This is a genomic window from Fodinibius saliphilus, assembly GCF_005869845.1.
Lineage (GTDB): Bacteria > Bacteroidota > Rhodothermia > Balneolales > Balneolaceae > Fodinibius > Fodinibius saliphilus.
In genome coordinates this window covers 826,025-845,864 of sequence record NZ_VAWF01000001.1, presented here as the reverse complement: position 1 = coordinate 845,864, position 19,840 = coordinate 826,025, and the positions used below count along the sequence as shown (strand labels likewise).

The 19,840-nt window shown below is 40.3% G+C and carries 17 protein-coding genes; 8 read left to right on the top strand and 9 right to left on the bottom strand.

Features of this window, described 5'->3' with window-relative positions; all coding sequences use genetic code 11:
* Positions 1-6 precede the first annotated feature (6 nt).
* A complete protein-coding gene (locus FCN14_RS03470) occupies positions 7-534 on the bottom strand; it encodes an RNA polymerase sigma factor (RefSeq protein ID WP_212747553.1) in 528 nt (175 codons plus the stop codon).
* A 250-nt stretch (positions 535-784) separates the two neighbouring features.
* Here FCN14_RS03470 and FCN14_RS03465 point away from each other — a divergent pair, with 250 nt between their 5' ends.
* From FCN14_RS03465 to mltG, 5 genes are all read left to right on the top strand, one after another.
* Positions 785-1,732 carry a DUF4097 family beta strand repeat-containing protein gene (locus FCN14_RS03465; protein ID WP_171032791.1) on the top strand — a complete coding sequence of 316 codons (948 nt, stop codon included), beginning with the start codon at positions 785-787 and terminating at the stop codon, positions 1,730-1,732.
* 70 nt (positions 1,733-1,802) lie between these two features.
* The gene (locus tag FCN14_RS03460; protein WP_138429693.1) at positions 1,803-3,824 is read left to right on the top strand and encodes a SpoIIE family protein phosphatase; all 2,022 of its coding nucleotides are present in this window, start codon (positions 1,803-1,805) and stop codon (positions 3,822-3,824) included.
* Between the two features lie 69 nt (positions 3,825-3,893).
* The gene (locus FCN14_RS03455; RefSeq protein ID WP_138429692.1) at positions 3,894-5,288 is read left to right on the top strand and encodes a BamA/TamA family outer membrane protein; all 1,395 of its coding nucleotides are present in this window, start codon (positions 3,894-3,896) and stop codon (positions 5,286-5,288) included.
* Between the two features lie 260 nt (positions 5,289-5,548).
* Positions 5,549-6,268, top strand: a complete 720-nt coding sequence (locus FCN14_RS03450; RefSeq protein WP_138429691.1) for a Bax inhibitor-1/YccA family protein — start codon at positions 5,549-5,551, stop codon at positions 6,266-6,268.
* A gap of 16 nt (positions 6,269-6,284) precedes the next feature.
* The gene (gene mltG / locus FCN14_RS03445) at positions 6,285-7,352 is read left to right on the top strand and encodes an endolytic transglycosylase MltG (protein WP_246043090.1); all 1,068 of its coding nucleotides are present in this window, start codon (positions 6,285-6,287) and stop codon (positions 7,350-7,352) included.
* 13 nt (positions 7,353-7,365) lie between these two features.
* Here mltG and FCN14_RS03440 read toward each other — a convergent pair whose 3' ends face one another.
* The 8 genes from FCN14_RS03440 to metG form a co-directional block, all read right to left on the bottom strand.
* Positions 7,366-9,135: an ABC transporter substrate-binding protein gene (locus FCN14_RS03440; RefSeq protein ID WP_138429689.1), complete on the bottom strand. Its 1,770-nt coding sequence runs from the start codon at positions 9,133-9,135 to the stop codon at positions 7,366-7,368.
* Between the two features lie 71 nt (positions 9,136-9,206).
* Positions 9,207-10,757 carry a glutamine-hydrolyzing GMP synthase gene (gene guaA, locus FCN14_RS03435; protein WP_138430695.1) on the bottom strand — a complete coding sequence of 517 codons (1,551 nt, stop codon included), beginning with the start codon at positions 10,755-10,757 and terminating at the stop codon, positions 9,207-9,209.
* Between the two features lie 59 nt (positions 10,758-10,816).
* Positions 10,817-11,197 carry a glycine cleavage system protein GcvH gene (gene gcvH, locus FCN14_RS03430; RefSeq protein WP_138429688.1) on the bottom strand — a complete coding sequence of 127 codons (381 nt, stop codon included), beginning with the start codon at positions 11,195-11,197 and terminating at the stop codon, positions 10,817-10,819.
* A 12-nt stretch (positions 11,198-11,209) separates the two neighbouring features.
* Positions 11,210-12,556, bottom strand: coding sequence for an acetyl-CoA carboxylase biotin carboxylase subunit (gene accC, locus FCN14_RS03425; RefSeq protein ID WP_138429687.1), 1,347 nt, complete (start codon positions 12,554-12,556; stop codon positions 11,210-11,212).
* A gap of 19 nt (positions 12,557-12,575) precedes the next feature.
* Positions 12,576-13,070 (bottom strand): acetyl-CoA carboxylase biotin carboxyl carrier protein, encoded by a 495-nt coding sequence (accB, locus tag FCN14_RS03420; RefSeq protein ID WP_138429686.1) that lies wholly within the window; start codon positions 13,068-13,070, stop codon positions 12,576-12,578.
* Between the two features lie 14 nt (positions 13,071-13,084).
* Positions 13,085-13,654, bottom strand: a complete 570-nt coding sequence (gene efp / locus FCN14_RS03415; RefSeq protein WP_138429685.1) for an elongation factor P — start codon at positions 13,652-13,654, stop codon at positions 13,085-13,087.
* 68 nt (positions 13,655-13,722) lie between these two features.
* A complete protein-coding gene (locus tag FCN14_RS03410; protein ID WP_138429684.1) occupies positions 13,723-15,099 on the bottom strand; it encodes a sodium-dependent transporter in 1,377 nt (458 codons plus the stop codon).
* Positions 15,100-15,308: 209 nt separating this feature from the next.
* Entirely contained in the window at positions 15,309-17,339 is a 2,031-nt protein-coding gene (gene metG / locus FCN14_RS03405) for a methionine--tRNA ligase (protein WP_138429683.1), read from the bottom strand.
* A 296-nt stretch (positions 17,340-17,635) separates the two neighbouring features.
* On the opposite strand from metG, the gene FCN14_RS03400 reads away from it, so the two are divergent.
* From FCN14_RS03400 to FCN14_RS03390, 3 genes are all read left to right on the top strand, one after another.
* Complete coding sequence (locus FCN14_RS03400) at positions 17,636-18,130, top strand: DUF6940 family protein (RefSeq protein WP_212747552.1); 495 nt, start codon at positions 17,636-17,638, stop codon at positions 18,128-18,130.
* Between the two features lie 549 nt (positions 18,131-18,679).
* Positions 18,680-19,057, top strand: a complete 378-nt coding sequence (locus FCN14_RS03395; RefSeq protein WP_138429681.1) for a hypothetical protein — start codon at positions 18,680-18,682, stop codon at positions 19,055-19,057.
* Between the two features lie 164 nt (positions 19,058-19,221).
* Positions 19,222-19,824 (top strand): phage tail protein, encoded by a 603-nt coding sequence (locus FCN14_RS03390; RefSeq protein ID WP_138429680.1) that lies wholly within the window; start codon positions 19,222-19,224, stop codon positions 19,822-19,824.
* Positions 19,825-19,840 lie beyond the last annotated feature (16 nt).

Below are 19,840 nucleotides of genomic sequence, written 5' to 3'. Positions count from 1 at the left end.
ACTGCACTAGCTAAAATTTTTTTCAACAATCGACTGTAGGTTCTTCTTTGCTTTAGACAAGTTAGATTTTGAGGTGCCTACAGTAATATCCAACAGGTCGGCAATTTCTTTATGTTTAAATCCCTCGATAACATGCAGGTTAAATACCGTTCGATATGCAGGAGAAAGCTGTTGCACCATGTCTACAATTTCATTGTAGGATATACCGCTTAATATTTCTTGTTTCTGGCTCACCTTATCTTTTTCGATGTTCAGTTCTACTAATTGATGCTCTTTTTTGTGTTTATGGTAGTGATTGATTGATGTATTTACTATGATCCTGCGCAACCAAGGTTTAAATGGTCGTTCTATATCATATGAATTGATATTGTCAAAGACTTTCATAAAGGAATCATTGAGTATCTCAGTAGCTTGTTGCCGTGAATCCGCATACCGCAGTGTTATGCTCATACCATAGGCATAGAACATCTTGTAGAGCTTTTTTTGACTTTCACGGCGCCGTTTTCGGCATCCTTTTATAATCTCTTTAATCAAAGCGGCTATTCATTGAAATTAAAGTCATATAACTCACCTCTACTAAACTGTACAATATTTGCAGGTAAAGGGTTGCCTCTTTAGAAATATTTCTGTAGTTGATATCCCCCATTCGTAAATGAGTAACACTTTATATTTTAAGTTGTAACATACACTTATGGTGTCCGTAAGGTTTAGAGACTTCAATATAAAATTTTGGAGAATAGTTGTGTTGAATATCATTACTACATTTATAGTGCGGCTAGGTTGCATGCTCGGCATTTATCTCTTTTTTGCAGTGTCGGCTTTTTCATTTACCGGTGGGGGAGTAGATTCAGTTGCTGCCACAGAGAATAGATGGGAACACACTGGTAAACCTTACTTAACGAAAGAGTTTTCCATTCAAGGAGCTGGGGTGCTAAAGACTTTTACTGCCAATGGAAATATCGATGTTTTACCATCCTCTTTGTCCAATAAAGTAAAAGTAGAGCTTTACGTGGATCGCGGATTCTCTTTCTGGTCTAATGCTAACAACCTTGACAATTTCAGAATTACAATGTTGAAACGAGATAAAGAGATTATCGCCTCCGTTGAACGAAAGAAGAGAGATACCGGACTTTTTAGTGGCAGTGTCAGTTTTTCATTTAAAATTTATGTGCCAGAAGCGATGTCATCTGAATTGAAAACACTTTCCGGTGATATTTCTTTGGCTAAAATGCATGGGCGACAGATGGTAAAGACGGGAGGGGGGCACATAAGCGTTACAGACGTGAGAGGTCAATTCAAAGGATTCACCTCTGCGGGAAATATTGAAATTAAAGATAGTCAGGGTACTATTTTTGCACAGTCAGAAGATGGAAATATTACTATAGATCGGAGTAGCGGGGAATTTCGCCTGCGGACCAAAGAGGGACGTATTTGGTCTGAGCGTATTTCCGGAACAATGCTTGCCCGTGTTGAACATGGTGATATTAGAGCTAAGTTTATACAAGTAGGCCAAGGAATTAAACTAGAAACATCAGACGGAGATGTAGATGTTGAATTGCCGGACCGAGCAGGCTATGAGCTAACATTGCAGGGCAGCAGAGTACGATTTCTTGAAGCTGAAAAGGTTGATGGACGAGTACGGGGTGCCAGTATTATAGGGGAATATAAAGGATCTGGGCCACCGATAGATCTTCGAGCCAGAACAGGAAATGTAACTCTGAAAATAAAATAGCTTGGGCGCTCTTTTGAGGGGATTATATCCACATATAAACATATACACTTTTGGGCTGATATTACTATCGGTGTTTCTAATTGTCTCTCCACAAGCATCTGATGCTCAACTAAGGAATAATATTGTTAGTATCAGCAGATCTGATATAAGTCCCAATGAAAAGATAATCTATATCACTGATACCTGGCTATTCAAACCCGGTGATAATGAACAATGGGCCTCACCATCAATTACTGACACTACTTGGCAGAGAAGTAGTACTTATTTGGGATCTTCCGAACTCAGTTTTATTAATTGGGAGGGAATTGGATGGTTCCGCTTCCATTTCAAGGTAGACAGTACATTGGTTAACTATCCATTGGCGCTGATTATGGAGCAGCATAATGGGGCTTCAGAGATTTATCTAGATGGGAAACTACTCTATGAGATTGGTGAGGTATCTTCATTTAAAGAAAATAATATACCCAAAAGAGATAACAATCCACGGCCACTAATTATACAAGATACAGCACATCATGTACTGGCGGTACGCTTTGCAAATTATGATGCTTCAACATTTGAAGAGTACAATAGTACTGCAGGTTTCCGCTTTTTATTTGGTGATTTGCAGCATGCCATTAATTCAACTGTTGAAGATACGACGGGATCTCCATGGTGGCAGCTGTTTTTTGCCGGGGGACTAATAGCATTTACAATAATCCATTTCCTACTTTTCGTTTTTTATCCTTCAGAAAAAAAGAATTTATACTTTGCTGTGTTTACTTTTTTTCTTGCAGCCTTAACCTATTCTGTCGTAGAGAGTAATTTTTCAGAGTCACCGTTAATGGCAATTACTCTTTTCCGTTTTTCTCTTATGTCATGGTTACTATCGGTGATTTATGCACTACGATTTTCGTATAGCCTGTTATCTTCTGAAACTCCAAGGCAGTTCTGGCCTTTTTTAGGAGTAGGATTAATACTGGCGGGTGCTACATGGTTTAATGTTGGAGAAGTGAGTCTTATTCGTGAGCTATTTGTCTTAGTAACATTAGTGGAGATAAGCAGGGTGTTATTTCGACTTTTTTCTACATACAAAAAAGGAGTATTAATTATTGGCGGAGGTCTTGCCGGATTTGCAGGAGGTATTTTTTATACGGTCTTGTCAAACCTTGAAATTCTGAATGGTGAACCGATATGGGGGAACTTAATGGGTGCTTCTGTGCTGATTTTGTCAATGTCGATATATTTGTCTCGTGATTTTGCACAAACGCAAAAGCGCCTCAAACATAAACTGGCAGAAGTACGTCGTCTTTCTGAAAAATCCTTGGAACAAGAACGGATAAATAAGCAGAAAGAACTTGAACGGAAGTTACTTGAAGCAGAAAATGAACGCAAATCTCAGGAATTAGAAAAAGCGCGAACCCTTCAGCTTTCAATGCTTCCCAAACAGATTCCCCAGACCGATAAATGGGATATTGCTGTATTTATGGAAACAGCACAGGAGGTAGGAGGTGATTACTACGATTTTAATATATCTAACAATGGTACACTAACAGTGGCTGTGGGAGATGCCACGGGACACGGAATGAAAGCAGGCATCATGGTAGCAACAGCCAAAAGCTATTTTCATACGCTTGCTACTGACCATGATAACTTAGGAATTATTCAACGCATGTCATCCGGTATTCGAAATATGGATTTGCATATGATGTATATGGGACTAATGCTCATGAAATGCAATGGGCATAACGTCGATATTTGTTCTGCAGGTATGCCACCCTGTTTATGGTATTGCAGTGAAAGTAACGAAATTAAGGAAATTCTGTTGAAAGGGATGCCACTAGGAAGCAAGGTCAAATATCCTTATAAGAACAAAACAATTGAGGTTAAAAATGGCGATACGTTGGTGCTAATGTCTGATGGATTGATGGAACTATTTAATGAAAATCGCCAACAACTTGGTTTAGATCGCGTTAAAAATGTGATAAATGAAAAAGTTGAGTCATCGGCTTCTGATATACTTTCAGAAATTACCAATCTAATTGATCGGTGGTCCGGTACGAAAGACCAAGAAGATGATATTACAGTATTAGTAATGAAAGCAAAACAATAGCTGTAACTTTTAATTGATTGATCTCGTAATAATTACAGACTTTTCAATGAATAAAACGTGAGGATTGCAATGCGTAGGTTTACCATTATCATTGGTTTCATTATTGGATTTTTTGGCTTTGTTCAAGCCCAATCAACGAGTGATTCAACGAATAGTCACGATCCGTTTAAAAATGATCCTTATTTTAATGATCCCATTAAAAAATTCTTTAATAGAACAGAGAAAGAAGAGGATGATACAGATGATAAGCATATGCAAAGATTTGCAGATCTTAATGAAGAAGGATTAGACTTTCAAGGGGTATTTGAAGCAGGTCCCTTTAATTCTAATGCTCTTTACACCATTTATCCTCATCTGCCAATGATCCATTTCAACCGGGTTAATTCATTATTTTTGGGATACCGGGAAGAACGAATGCAATGGTATAATGATGATGACTGGCTTGATATTCCTAATATCCGGATGCATGGGATGCTTGGATATTCAACCGGCCAACGGGATTGGCAATACTCACTGGGGCTTGAAAAAACGATTGGCAGACGAGAGTATATTATCATTGGAGGGGAATACCATAATGCTACTACAACCAATGACAGCTGGAGAGTAGGTCTTAATGAAACATCGCTAACCTCTTTTGCTGCAGGCTACGATTATTTGGACTATTATAAGCAACAGGGGTGGGGTGCCTACCTATTGGCACGATCAAGGCAATATTTTGAAGGAGGTATTGCTTATGCTGATGATCAATATAATAGCATTAATAAAGAAACGGGATGGGCACTTTTTGGAGCAGATGGACGATACCGAGACAACCCACCGGTGGATATGCAGAACGGTGGAGCGGTAGATAGAGTTAACCTATCAAGTATTTATGTCTCGGCGTCATTTAATCCTAAACAGCTGCTGTTAACACGTCATTTCACCCTCTCTTTTAATGGAATGAGTGAATATACTGATCCCAGTTATGGTTCATCAGAATTCGATTATACAAAGTTTACCGGAGAACTGATATCGTATCTCAACTTTGAACCAGGAAGTATTATTAAGCATCGGTTAAGAGTATCTGGGATAAATGGGAAGGCACCTCGTTTTAAACAATTATACCTGGGCGGTATTGGTACTATGCGTGCGTTGCCCTACAAATCTATGGGAGCAGGCAATGAAATGGTTTTAAGTAATTTTGAAATTCATTTTGGGGAACCGGACTTTAATTCTAAAGAATGGATCGATTTTGATGATTTTTATTTGAGTTTATTTTTGGATTCCGGATGGATTAATTACAACCCGGAGCTTGTAGATTCCAAGAGTCCAATTAGTGGTTTTAGTGATTTTGCTATCTCAGAATTGATGCACAATGGAGGTATTGGGATAGGATCGAGTTTGGTACGTGCTGAGTTGGCTTGGGATCTCAACCACACGAGCAAAGCTCCTGTTTTATGGATCCGTTTTAATCCAACTTTTTAATTATCAAAAGGAAACTTTTGTTGGCAAAAAGCAGTTTTGGGTATAAATAATAAAAGCTCCCAACCGTTCAAAGTTGGGAGCTTTTTCTTTAGGGCATTTGGAGCTATAGAAGCATCCAAATTGTTGCTCTTCCGATTCTTATTACGAGCGAAAAAAAAGATTGTTACAGATTAATTGGATTTTTTTTAATAAAAAATTCTGTTAATCCTTCTGTGAAGACGGTATATTTATCTTCAAAATTTTAAAAAGAATAATATTGTATGATTTCTGGAAACCCAACAATAAGTGAGAAGACCTTTCAAGAGGTAGGACAAACTCGACCTGCCGAACAACGAATGACCCTGGAAGGCACAGTAAATAAGACAGGTATTCTCTTTCTAATTCTGTTAATAGGTGCTTCTATTAGCTGGTTTACGCCTACATCGATATTTATGTGGGGCGGAGCTATAGGGGGCTTTATAGTGGCCATGGTCACTATTTTTAAAAAAGAGTGGTCGCCAATAACAGCCCCGATTTATGCAGCGTTGGAAGGGCTATTTCTGGGTGCGGTTTCTGTGATGTATTCGCAAGCTTATGGGGGCATTGTTTTTAATGCTGTACTGCTGACGTTAGGTGTTTTTGCAGCTATGTTGATGGCCTATCGTTCGGGGGTTATACAGGTGACAAAGCGATTCAGGATGGGGGTGGTAGCTGCCACCGGAGGTATTTTTTTGGTTTATCTTGCGAGCTTTGTGCTAAGCTTTTTTGGGATTAATATAAGCCTAATTCACGGTAGTGGATTAATGGGGATTGGGTTTAGCCTGATTATTGTAGGAGTAGCTGCATTAAACCTTGTGCTCGATTTTGATATGATAGAAAAAGGAGTGCAGGCTGAAGCACCCAAATACTTTGAATGGTATGCTTCCTTTGGGCTTATGATTACACTCGTGTGGCTATATATAGAAATGTTACGACTGCTTTCTAAATTACAGGAACGCTAGTTTTTTGATTTAAACTGTGTTGAATATCCGTTCTAATACTGCTATTTCCAGTGATGAGCTCATTATGGGGCTCTTGGTTCTGTTTATATCTGCTTTTTTAGTGGCAGAGTCTCGGTGGTCTCGATTACATAACGAGCAGGCTATATATTCTGATTCTGCCCATCATCTATATCTTCATGAAAAAACAGATCTGACAGAATTAAGTGATTCCCTTTCTAAAGCAGGGATTGTAAAAAATAGAGAAGAACTTCGTTGGGCAGCTGAACTCTTGGGGTGGAAGCGATTTCGTGAGGGACATTATTTGATTGATAAAAAATATACCTATGATGCATTTCTCTCAAAATTAGCTCGTGGCATTCAAGATCCCGTCTCTGTTACTATTTTACCAGGTAAAAGTGTGGGGAAAATTGCTGCTATGGTCTCTGAAGATATGCAGTTTGATTCCCTTTCATTTAGAAAGGTGATTAGAGATAGTTCAATATTGGAAAAACAGAAGTTAACCCCAAGGGGGGTTATCGGACGTTTATATCCCAATACCTATTCTTTGTTTTGGACCGCATCTCCTCGTAAGTTTTTTAAACGAATTTTAAGTGAATTTGACAAAGCGGTCATAAAACCCAATAAATCTAAATTTGAAAAACTGGATTATACCGTTGACGAAATTGTTACGCTTGCCTCAATAGTTGAATGGGAGGCTAAGTCGAAAGCTGAGCAGGCTACTATCAGTGGTCTCTATTGGAATCGGCTGGAACGAGGCATGCGGTTACAGGCAGATCCTACCGTCAATTATGCTGTAGGAGAGCGTCGGAGGTTGCTATATGAAGATTATCGGATTGATCATCCCTATAATACATATCAATATCGTGGGTTACCGCCGGGACCTATAACCAATCCAAGTTCAGGGGCCATTGAAGCAGCACTTTATCCTGAAAAACATGACTATTTATATATGGTAGCCAGCCCCGATGGCACACATTCATTTTCTAAAACCTTTGAAGAACACAAGCGGAAAAGCGCTGAATGGAGAAAGTGGCTTCAGAAACAGTATCGTATCAAGGAGCAACGAAAAAGAAACTCTGAATGATTTCAATTGACCTTTAGCGATATTTTAGCACAGGTTGTACTCCTGTTTTGGAAACGGTGAATATTTTGACTTGCTGATTAACTCGATCTCCTTCAAAAGAAATATTACTAATCAACCCCTCGTAGAGTGGCTGATTTTTTAAAGCATCTTTCAATAGAGCTGGGTTACCTATTCTGTTTAATGTGCGTAAGACAAACCCAGCTGCATCGTAACCAATCATAGAAAAACGATTGGCTTCTATATCGAATCGTTCTTCAAAACGTTTGCTAAATTGTTCTACCTTTTGACTTTTTTTATTGAGATAGAAGCTTTCTGTAAAATAAATGTTCCTATTATCAAACTGATCTTTAGGGACATTTATATCTCCCCAGACTTGAGAACCGAGGATGGGCAAAGTACTGCTTAACCCTTCAAGGTCAACCCAAAGCAGTTCTGCAAGAGTAGGGGCAGCTTGGCCGGTAAAGGGGGCATATATTCCATCAAGCTCGTGGTAACCAAGAGTATCAACTTTGACAGAATCACCGGTAAAATATTTTGTGTATTCCGTGAGCTCAAAACCTTGAGAGGCAAAGTCTTCAATAAAAAAGTAGGAGACCCGTGCCCCCAATCGTTCTGCACGATTGCGAAATTCATAAGCCGCACTTACCCCAAGGGTATTTTTTTCAGCAATTACAGCTAATGTATCCATATTAAGCGTATTTACCGCATATTCAGCCATCTGTTTACCATGGGAACCAAGAGTTGGGTTTGCCTGGTACACATAGGGATTATCACCATCTAGTTCATCGGAATTAGCCAGGGGGGCAAGCATTGGAATTTGGTATTGTTCTGCATATTCGGCCATCTTTTTTGCAGGTTCTGAGAAAAGGGGGCCTAGAATGGCATCTGCGTTAAAGTTCCATCCAAAATTATTCATCGCAAATGCCGCGGTATCTTTATTGGCAGCAGTGTTTTGGAATCTGATAAATGCTTTTTTATTGGGGTGCTGTTGGTTAAATGTTTCTGCTGCTAAAACAAATCCAAAATATAGGCTTCGAGCAACTTCAAAATCTGCCGAGTCATTATCATATGACGGTAGGGCTGCACCAATATTATATGTTAAGCCTTTGGGAATAGTGGGGCTGTTGTTATAAGATTTTTCAACTGCATAGCTTACAGAGTCACGAATCATTTTCGATAACTTCTGCATGGCAGGGATAGTAGTATCTATTTTAGTTTGTACCAATTGACTGTACAGCATCTTTGCTATCGAATAGTCCACATCACCAAAGGCAGCATTTACCAGGTCGTATTTAATTTGTGGAGCATCTGCCTGTTGAAAAGCATTTTTACGCTGATTCATCGTCAAGAAATGCAATATATCGTCATAAAAGTTAATAGCATCTGTAACTAGCTGTGTTTTCCGCTCCTGATCTTTTAATAGGTATAACCTATTTAATGCTTTACCATATTGCCCGAGCTGAAAATCGGCGAGTGCCAGGTTATATTGGGCCTCTAAATACAGTTCAGCTGTATCATCAGAATCAAGTTGTTCTAAATATGACTTAGCTGTAAGGTATTTGCCCAGCCCGAAATAGGCTTTACCAGAAAAAAGGTGTCCTTTATCTGTATCAATCTGTGTAAAAACAGATGCTGCTTCTTTATATTTTCCTTGCTGATATAATTTGAGCCCTTTATCGAAGGATTGAGCCTGCAGGGTACCAGCAAACAGAAAGAAAGAGGAGATCAGTAACAGTACCGTCTTCTTAATGAGAGCATTCTGCAGTTTAAATAAAAATTCCATATAGCGTAAAGGTGAATTAACGAATTATATTCGTTGATACTAACTGATAAGAAGTAAAAATGTTCTCTTGTTTATTCCCACTCAATAGTTGAGGGTGGCTTAGAACTAACGTCATAAACCACACGATTAATACCGGGTACTTCGTTGATAATTCTGTTTGAAACGTGGCTTAAAAATGGATGCGGGAGGTGAGCCCAGTCGGCAGTCATGCCATCAACACTGGTTACAGCACGTAGTGCTGCGGTGAATTCATAGGTGCGTTCATCACCCATAACGCCAACGGTTTGAACTGGAAGCAGAGCTACCAGGGCCTGCCAAACTTCATCATAAAGATCTTGCTTTCGTAGCTCGCTAATAAAGATATCATCAGCCTCGCGAAGCATATCAAGCTTTGATTTATCAACGTCAGATATTACCCGAATTCCCAAACCGGGACCGGGGAAGGGGTGGCGTTTAATAAAATCATCAGGAATACCTAATTCACGACCTACATTACGAACTTCATCTTTGAAGAGTTCTCGAACCGGCTCCACGAGATCAAGGTTCATCTCCTCTGGTAACCCACCTACATTATGGTGCGATTTAATTGTAGCAGAAGGACCTTTGAAAGAAACACTTTCTATCACATCCGGATAGAGTGTTCCTTGGGCAAGATATTTAAAGGTATCATCATGTGAGATGGCATCATCAAATACATCAATAAAGGTATTACCGATGATCTTACGCTTTTTCTCCGGGTCAAAAACGCCTTTCAGATTCTTAAGAAACTGCTCACTGGCATCAATTCCTTTCACCGGAAGATGAAGCTTATCCTCATAAATATCTAATACTTTCTGAAATTCGTTCTTCCGTAGCAGGCCGTTATCAACAAATATACATTGCAGTTGATCGCCAATAGCTTCATAAACGAGTGTAGCTACAACTGTAGAATCAACTCCGCCACTCAGACCACAGACAACTCGGTCATCACCTACTTTTTCACGAATTTCTTCAATGGTGGATTCTATAAATGATTTAGCCGTCCAGTTGCCTTCAAGCTCACAAATGTCAGACACAAAATTACCCAGAATCTGCTTTCCATATACGGTATGAACTACTTCGGGGTGAAACTGGACCCCAAAAATAGGCTTATCGGTATGTCTTACTGCAGCTACATTGGCATTATCGGTATGACCGATAATTTCATATTGCGATGGAAGTTCTTGTATATGGTCGCCGTGACTCATCCAAACTACCGATTCTTGAGGGATGTTTTTAAATAAGTCACTTTGGTCATCAATGATGAGGTCTGAACGTCCAAATTCGCGACGTTCTGCTTTTTCAACGCTACCCGGAATGATATTATGAGCTAATATTTGGAGTCCATAACAGATTCCTAGAACAGGTACATCCCATTCAAAAATATCGGTGTTGAGTTCCGGAGCTCCTTCGTCATTAACACTGCTGGGGCCGCCTGACAAAATAATACCTTTTGGGGGATTGTCTGAAAAAGTATCCAGATCTTTATTGAAAGGATGGATTTCGCAGTAAACATTAAACTCTCTGACTCTGCGTGCAATAAGTTGGGTATATTGAGAGCCAAAGTCTAAAATAAGGATCCAATCTTCTGGTCGATGTTGCATAAAAAATAGAGAGGTATAAAAGAAAAAGGCATCCGATCTAACGGATGCCATGTGTGAATTTAAGCTACGATTTCTTTGTATTCATCCGCGGACATTAACTCATCAAGCTGTGAAGCATCCTCGACCTTTATTTTAGCCATCCAGCCGTCGCCGTAGGGATCGTCATTAACGAGTTCAGGTTCCATTTCAAGTTCTTCGTTGACTTCCGCTACTTCGCCTGAAACGGGAGCATATAGCTCAGATACCGTTTTTACGGCTTCAACAGTCCCGAAAACTTCATCTTTGTCAAACTCAAAACCTTCCGGTTCAATTTCAACAAATACGATATCACCGAGCTCACTTTGGGCAAAGTCAGTTACGCCAATAGTTGCTGTTCCATCGCCATTGTCTCGGATCCATTCGTGTTCTTTAGTATATTTCAGATCGCTGGGATAGCTCATAATTTCGTTAATCTATTTTTCCGGATTAAATGTAAATTCTGAGAGATACTTTGTATTAAATGTACCTTTCTTGAAATTTTCGTCATCCATAAGTTGAATGTGATAGGGGATAGTTGTTTTAATGCCCTCTACAATAAATTCTTCAAGTGATCGCTTCATGCGTTTTATAGCATCTTCACGTGTAGGCGCACTAACAATAAGTTTGGCAATCATTGAGTCGTAATGAGGCGGGATACGATATCCTGCATATGCATGCGTATCAACCCGTACGCTATGTCCACCAGGGGTATGAAAGACCTCAATTTTTCCTGCTGAAGGTCGGAAATTGTGTTCCGGATCTTCTGCGTTAATACGACATTCAATAGCATGGCCCCGCATTTTCAGTTCCTTCTGCTCCAATTCTTTTCCAGCAGCAGCTTTAATCTGTTCTGCTACCAGATCATAATTGGTAACTTCTTCGGTAACCGGGTGTTCAACCTGAATACGAGTATTCATCTCCATAAAGTAGAAGTTTCTGTCTTTATCGACGAGAAATTCTACTGTTCCAGCCCCTTCATAATCTACCGCTTTTGAAGCATTAATAGCAGCTTGTCCCATCTTTTCACGAAGTTCTGGTGTCATGAGAGGGGAGGGCGCTTCTTCTAATATCTTTTGATGGCGACGTTGCAGAGAACAGTCTCGTTCTCCCAAATGAATAATATTTCCATGCTGATCTCCAAGTACCTGTATCTCCACGTGGTGTGGATCCTCTACAAACTTCTCGATATAGACATCTGGGTCATCAAAAGCCGATTCTGCTTCTGTCTTACACATACTAAAAGACTTTTGCAGGTTTTCTGGCTCATGGACGATACGCATACCGCGACCGCCACCGCCGGAAGAAGCTTTTACGATAACAGGATAGCCGATATCTTCACAAACTTTTTGGGCGTCTTCGTAGGTTTCAACCACGCCATCACTGCCGGGTACCACTGGTACGCCACTTTCGATCATGGTTTCTTTGGCCATCGTTTTATTACCCATGCGAGCAATACTGTCGGCCGACGGACCAATAAATTTAATATCGTGTTCTGCGCAGATACGGGAAAATTCTGCTTTCTCTGAAAGGAACCCATAGCCCGGGTGAATAGCTTCGGCATTGGTTATTTCAGCAGCTGCCAACAACCGGGGAATTTTAAGATAGCTTTCAGAACTTGGAGGAGGACCGATACATACGGCCTCATCAGCAAATTTAACTGGGAGGCTGTCTTCATCAGCTGTGGAGTACACGGCAACCGTGTTGATTCCCATTTCCTTACATGTACGAATAATTCTAAGCGCAATTTCGCCGCGATTGGCGATAAGAATTTTGTTAAACATGAATTATATTTTTTCTGATTTATCCGATGATAAATAAAGGTTGGTCGTATTCAACCGGTTCGCCATCCTCTACGAGGATCTTTTTCACTTCACCGGAATGTTCAGATTCAATTTCATTCATAATCTTCATTGCTTCAACAATACAGAGCGTTTCGCCTTTCTCAACATTGTCGCCCACCGATACAAAAGGATCATCATCGGGAGAAGGAGCACGATAGAAAGTCCCTACAATGGGAGAAGTAACCTCTTCACCGGAAACGCCACCACCTGACTCTTCAGCTGAGGAAGCCTGTTCTGCCTGTTGCGGCTGTTGTTGAGCCGGCTGGGGTTGAGCCTGAGCCTGTTGTGGTTGAGCAGGCATCTGGTATTGTACCGGCATCTGCGGTGCTGATGTTTCTTTAACATCAGGTTTCTTTTTAACCTTAATTTTAAAATCTCCTTCTTCAATTGACACTTCATTGACTTCACTTTCAGCAATGAGGTCAAGTAGATTTTCAATGACTTTTAAATCCATGGTATAAAATTAGTTTACGTTACACGTTCAATATATTCGGAAGTGCGAGTATCTACTTTGATTTCTTCGCCTTCATCAATAAATAGTGGTACTTGAATGGTAGCACCGGATTCCAGAGTTGCCGGCTTACTACCACCTTGAGCAGTATCCCCTTTCAAACCTGGACGAGTATCTGCTACCTTTGCTACTAATTGATCTGGAGGATGAGCGTAGAGAACCTTTTCATTATCTACATCTACCACCAGGGTGCAAACTTGTCCTTCTGCAATAAATTCTGCTTTGTTGATATTTTCTTCTTCAACAGGAATCTGTCTATAAGTTTCCTGATGCATAAAGTAATAGAGATTTCCATCCCTGTATAAAAACTGGTAGGGTTGGTGTTCTACTCGTACTTCTTCAACATCTTCACCGGATCGAAACTTCTTTTCGATATTTTTGTCGCTGACGACTCCTTTTAACTTTGTGCGAAGGAATGCGCCACCCTTACCCGGCTTTACATGTTGATAATCGACAATGGAATACAATTCATTATCGATTTTTATAACCATTCCTGTTCGGAAATTTGAGGTCGAAACTTTTGCCATAAATCTGTTTTATCATTCTTCAAATTTAGTGGCACAAAAATACCACGTCGCATGAAGGATAACAAGCACTAAAATAGTTGTTCTATGTACGATATAAGCCCTATTGCTTCTAATAGGTTATATAAAATTGCGAGCGGTGCTAGAAACTTAATAAAAATTGGCCATATTGCCTTAAAAATTGAGCTGTCAAGAGCTGGGTAGCCGTGTTCAAGTTCTTCAAGGGCATTTTCAACGGTCCATACATAACCAAGGAAGTAACAGATAAGGAAACCACCGAGTGGCAGGCCAACGGTACTAAAGATGAAGTCGATTGTACCTATTAATGAGACATCAAATGAGATGATAAGTGAGATGATTAATATTCCACCTCCAATCATCGTAGCAGCTTTTTTGCGTTTAATATTGTACTCATCAATAACATAGGAGGTAGGTACTTCAAGTAACGAAATAGTAGAAGTTAAAGCCGCCATTGAAAGCAATAAGAAAAAGCTTACACCAAAGATAGCACCTGCTGTAGTACTTAAACTATGGAAGAGGGCAGGTAATACCTGAAAAATGAGGTCTGTGCTGGCCAGAAGTTCGCCTGATTCACTGAAAATACTAACTCCAAAGGAATCGGCCATATACATAGCCGGCATAATGAGCAATCCGGCTAAGAAGGCGATGCCAACGTCGGCCAAGGTTACATAAGCGGCTGCCTCTGGGATATTTTCTTTTTTACTTAGGTAGGAACCATAGGTGATAAGAGCTCCCATCCCCAAAGAGAGGGAAAAGAAGGCTTGCCCCATGGCACTAAAAATAAGCGGGGCAGAAATTTGAGAAAAATCGGGCTTTAAGTATTGAGCAAAACCGGTGGCAGCCCCTGGTTGAAAGGAAACGTATCCTATCATAATCATTAGAATACCGATAAGCACCGGCATCATAAATTTAGTTGCCCGTTCAATACCATCACTTACACCACCCAAGATGATAGATACTGTGGCACCCATAAATATGGTGGAAAAGATGCCATTTTTTACTCCATTTGAAACTTCAGCAAAATAATTAGCCCAACTATCGAGCCCCATAAAAAAGAAGATCTCTTCAAAAACATAACTGAAGGTCCAACCGGCAACAACGGTGTAGAAGGAGAGTATCATAACTCCACAGAGGACCCCCCAGAAACCGATAAGGGGATAAAACTTGTTGGAGCTTAATGCCTTGAAGGCTCCAACAGGATTACGGTCTGTATTACGGCCAATGCTCAATTCTGCCACCATCACGGGAAACCCAATAGCAAAACAGCAGATTAGATAGATAAGAAGAAAAGCTCCCCCGCCATTAGAGGCCACCTCTGTTGGGAATCGCCAAATATTACCAAGACCAACAGCAGACCCTGCTGCTGCCAGTATAAACCCTACTTTCGAATTCCAGTTACCCCGAGATGATGTATCTGTCTGAGCCAAAGTTATTCACCGTTAATTTTTATTAGCAAGTACTGCACACTAGTTGTAAATAATTTTGCCTTAAAATGTAATGCAAGAAGATCACTTACAAATCAAATTTTTGAAAATTTACTAATATCCTTGGAACCTATAATATCGTTGTGGTATAAAAAGGGGCAAAAACTGCAGTATTAGCTTTTGCCCCTTCAGAGTATGATATACCGATACTGTTAGGTTATTGGGCTACCTGGTGATGCATCGGTTTCTACAAATTTTAAAGATCCATCTTCCTCTTCACCCATTAGTATCATTCCGTTGCTTTCAACCCCCATAAGCTTTTTGGGAGCCAGGTTTGCTACGATACATACCTTTTGCCCAATAATTTCTTCGGCGTCAAAATCGTTAGAGATGCCCGATACGACTGTGCGTGTTTCAAATCCGAGGTCAATGGTAAGTTTTAACAGTTTATCCGCTTTTTCAATAGCTGAAGCCTCAACAATCTTGCCAGCTCGCAAATCCATTTTCATAAAATCATCGAACTGCATATTCTCTTTTAGTGGTTTGTAATCTTTTGAGTCGGTTTCATCTTGCATTGTGCGTTCTTTGAGTTTTTGGAGTTGTGCTTCTACTTCTTCGTCTTCAATTTTTTCAAATAAAATAGCTCCTTTGTTAATATTTGAACCACTTTGTAGGATGCTGCCAGAAATGTCATTAAGGTTTGGCTTCTGATTCATGTTGAGTTCTTCCCGTAGCTCTTTCATTTTGTTTGGTAGGATGGGATCGAACAGAATACTCAACGCAGCGGTGATCTGAAGACACACGTGCAAGGTATTTCCGCAGGTTTGCATATCATCTTTACGCGATTGCCATGGTTCCATTTCGGTAAAGTATTTATTTCCAATACGCGCCAGGTTCATCGTTTCGGCAATGGCTTCTCGCAGTTTAAACGATTCATAGGCTTCAGTGATCTTATCTTTTTGCTTATTAATCTGAGTAAGGATCTGCATATCCTTTTCGGTGGGATTAATAAGTTCTGGCACTTTACCATCAAAATAGTTTTCTGTGAATGAGGTAGTGCGGTAAACGAAATTACCCAATATATCAGCTAGTTCGCTGTTTACTTTATTCTGGAAATCTTCCCATGAAAAATCGGAATCTTTTGTTTCTGGTAGGGTGGTGCCTAATACATAACGGAGCAGATCCGCATCAAAATCTTTGAGATATTCATCTAACCAAACTGCCCAGCCACGTGAGGTAGAAAGTTTTTTGCCTTCCAGGTTTAGAAATTCATTAGCCGGTACATTTTTAGGCAATATATAGTCTCCGTGTGCCATAAGTGTAGCGGGGAACATGATGCAGTGAAATACAATATTATCTTTACCTATAAAATGGATGAGGTCGGTCTCTTCATCTTTCCAATAAGTTTTCCAGCGTTCGGGGTCACCTTTTTCTTGTGCCCATTCTTTAGTGGCTGATATATAACCGATAGGGGCATCGAACCATACATAAAGTACTTTCCCTTCTCCGCCTTCAACGGGGACAGGAACTCCCCAGGTTAGATCACGGGTAACCGCCCGGTCTGCCAGTCCGTCATTGAGCCAGCTCTTTACTTGTCCTGCCACATTAGGCTTCCAGTTTTCACGAGTTTCAATCCATTTTTCGAGATCTTCTTGGAAATCGCCGAGGGGCAGATACCAATGTTCTGTTTCTTTAGTTTCGGGGGTGTCTCCGGTAATGGCACTCTTGGGATTGATAAGGTCGGTAGGTGAGAGTGATTTACCGCAACTCTCGCATTGATCTCCGTACGCTTCATTATACCCACAACTTGGACAGGTGCCTTTTACATAACGATCCGGAAGAAACATCTCGGCTTTGGGATCATAAAGTTGTTTCTGCTTTTTTTGGACAAAAACGCCATCTTCATACAGTTTTTTGAAGAAAGCCTGTGAAGTCTCGTGGTGAACTTCAGAGCTGGTTCGTCCATAGTAGTCGAAATCAATACCAAACTCTTTAAATATTTTTTTATTTCTGTTGTGGTACTCATCTACAATATCCTGTGGGCTTACATCATCCTTCTCTGCTGCTATGGTAATTGGCACGCCGTGCTCGTCTGAACCGCAGATGTGAATGATATCTTCACCCATAAGGCGTTTATAGCGGACATATAAGTCAGCTGGCAAATAGGCCCCAGCAAGATGACCTAAATGAATGGGGCCGTTAGCATAAGGTAGAGCAGAAGTAACAAGAGTACGTTTTGACATGAATAATAATTTCGCGGTTAATTTTCAGACGTCGAAAATAATAGTATAGCTCCTAAAATAACAAAATGGATTGGGTTTTCAGGAGATAAAATCCAATAAGGTGTTGTATCGTAAATACAGAATAATAAATAGGGTTGGAAAACGTGTTTTATGATCCGTAGTATTAATATTTCACGTATATAAAACGTATTTATAGTAGTTATATGTATCGAGCCCGACAGACCGAGCTTGAGAAGAAAGATTCAATAAGATATGTACTTTTTAAGAGGCAAAAGCCTTTGAGGTATAGAGGTTTTTTGAGCTTGTTACGCCAATCGGAGACTTTCCGCATCTTCTTTATCAAGCTTTTATCAGAAGTTCCCTTTCGAGCTTATCATTGGGAAACTCCGGCTGTAACTAGAAATACCATTGGACACCTATTTGAGTTCGTTATTACGAACAGCCAGAGCATTGACTTGCCCCCGAACCCGGGACCGTTCCGTTCTTATTTTAATGAGACCTATGCCCGCGAGGGGATCACGGTTTTCGATAATTTGGGCGGTGATGCCAAGTTGATTGCTCCTGAACCAATAGGGGAGAATCTCAATTATTCTCATATCGGAGTTTTTACCGAACAGGCTCCAATGGATCAACAACACAATTTTTGGAAAATAGTAGGGGAGGTTACAGAAGAAGAAATTTCAGACGAGCCTATTTGGTTGAATACAGCTGGGGGCGGGGTGTGCTGGCTGCATGTTCGATTGGATAGTCGTCCTAAATATTATCGATATGATGGGTATAGAGATTTTTAAGATTGTGAGACTGTGAGTGTTGAGGCTGTGGGATATGGGATTGTGAGATTTGGATTCTCGGTGTTGCGGAACAGGACGGATTGGAGAAAATATTTTAAATGATATTTAATGATGAACTATCAAAAAAAATAGTACATTGCTAACAGACAGAGTTTTGTAGTCAGGATTGGTCCGTTGGTTTTTGTTTGGCTTGTTTTCATCGAGTTTCTATAGCCATTTCTATTTCGTAAGGTGTGTATTTTTTCACTTTTATCTGAGAATATAAAACGTCGGATTCCCATAAATAATCCGTTAAAAGCTGATTGAGTGCATGCTAAACCCATTAACTGCTTTTATTCATAACAACCATTTGGGACAGAAATACTCATTTTCTAACAATCAAGATACTGAGTAACAGGGACTTGTAGTGAAAACTACATGATCATGCGTTGATGAATCTTTACGAAACACAGACTTTTATGCCAACAACAGGAAGCGATAATAATCCTACTTAACAGCAATTATTGAGAATTCAGTTATTACCTATTTGTTTAACCAAACATAAAACACATGTATATACTAAATATTACCAATAATTATGTGGCAGATATTGAGTTTGACTCAACAACGATTTCTGCTAAAGGGGGCACCCACTCAACAGGCAAGATATCAGGCCAGCATACCATAGAGGGGAAAGGAAATACGGTTTTTAACATTCTGGACCTGGCGAAAAAAAAGCTTCCCGGCTATCCGTCACTGAAGGAGACCTGGGGAGTGCTTTTTGAATATCAGGGAGACGAAATATACGCCCGGTACGAAGGTGACGGGGAGTTTAATATTACGTTTAATGAGTACGGTAATGTCAATGTCAAAGCTGTAAATGGGAAGGCGTTAAAGGTTCGTCTGCCTGGCCTCGTACTTGAGGGAGAAAAGTCTGAAGGCCATTAACAGAACCCCTTGCTAAAGCTCAAACTTCCAGCTTATCATCACGTGTGTATCAAAGCAATCTCCTTTAGAAGCGCTAAAGGGGGTATCCTTGTCTATCCGTGGTGAGAACAAGGTTGTCAAATATTTTTTCAAAAAAGAATTCAAACTATTAATCAACAAATATTATGATAGATTTTTTAATTTCTTCAATTATTGGTTGGGGACCAAAGTGGGCTCCAAGAGGTTGGGCAATATGTGGAGGTCAGCTAATAGCTATATCTGAATACACTGCTGTTTTCTCATTAATAGGAACAATCTATGGCGGTGATGGTCGTACAACATTTGCGCTGCCTGATTTGCGAGGACGAGCCCCCATTGGTTATGGGCAAAGTCCGGGCACAAAACACTATCCTCAGGGTACACGCCAAGGAACAGAAGATATGACGCTAACGGTATTGGAGATGCCTAGTCATACACATAACGCTGTTACACAAAACTTAAGTGCTTCGGTTGCAGCAAGCAGTGAAACAGAAGGGGACACCAATGTACCTGGGCCGAATAAAGTGTTAGCTAAAAGTGTGATTCCTTCAGGTGGGCCCGGTGCCAATGATCCTACTAACACATATATTGATTCTTCAAAGGCTGATACAACATTACACGGAGGTGCTGTCACCGGTAACATCACTAATACCAACACGGGAGGGGGGCAGTCGTTCTCTATCCTTCAACCGGTAACGGCTATTAACTACATCTTCTGTATGCAGGGTATATTTCCTTCCAGAAGCTAATAATACTGATATAACC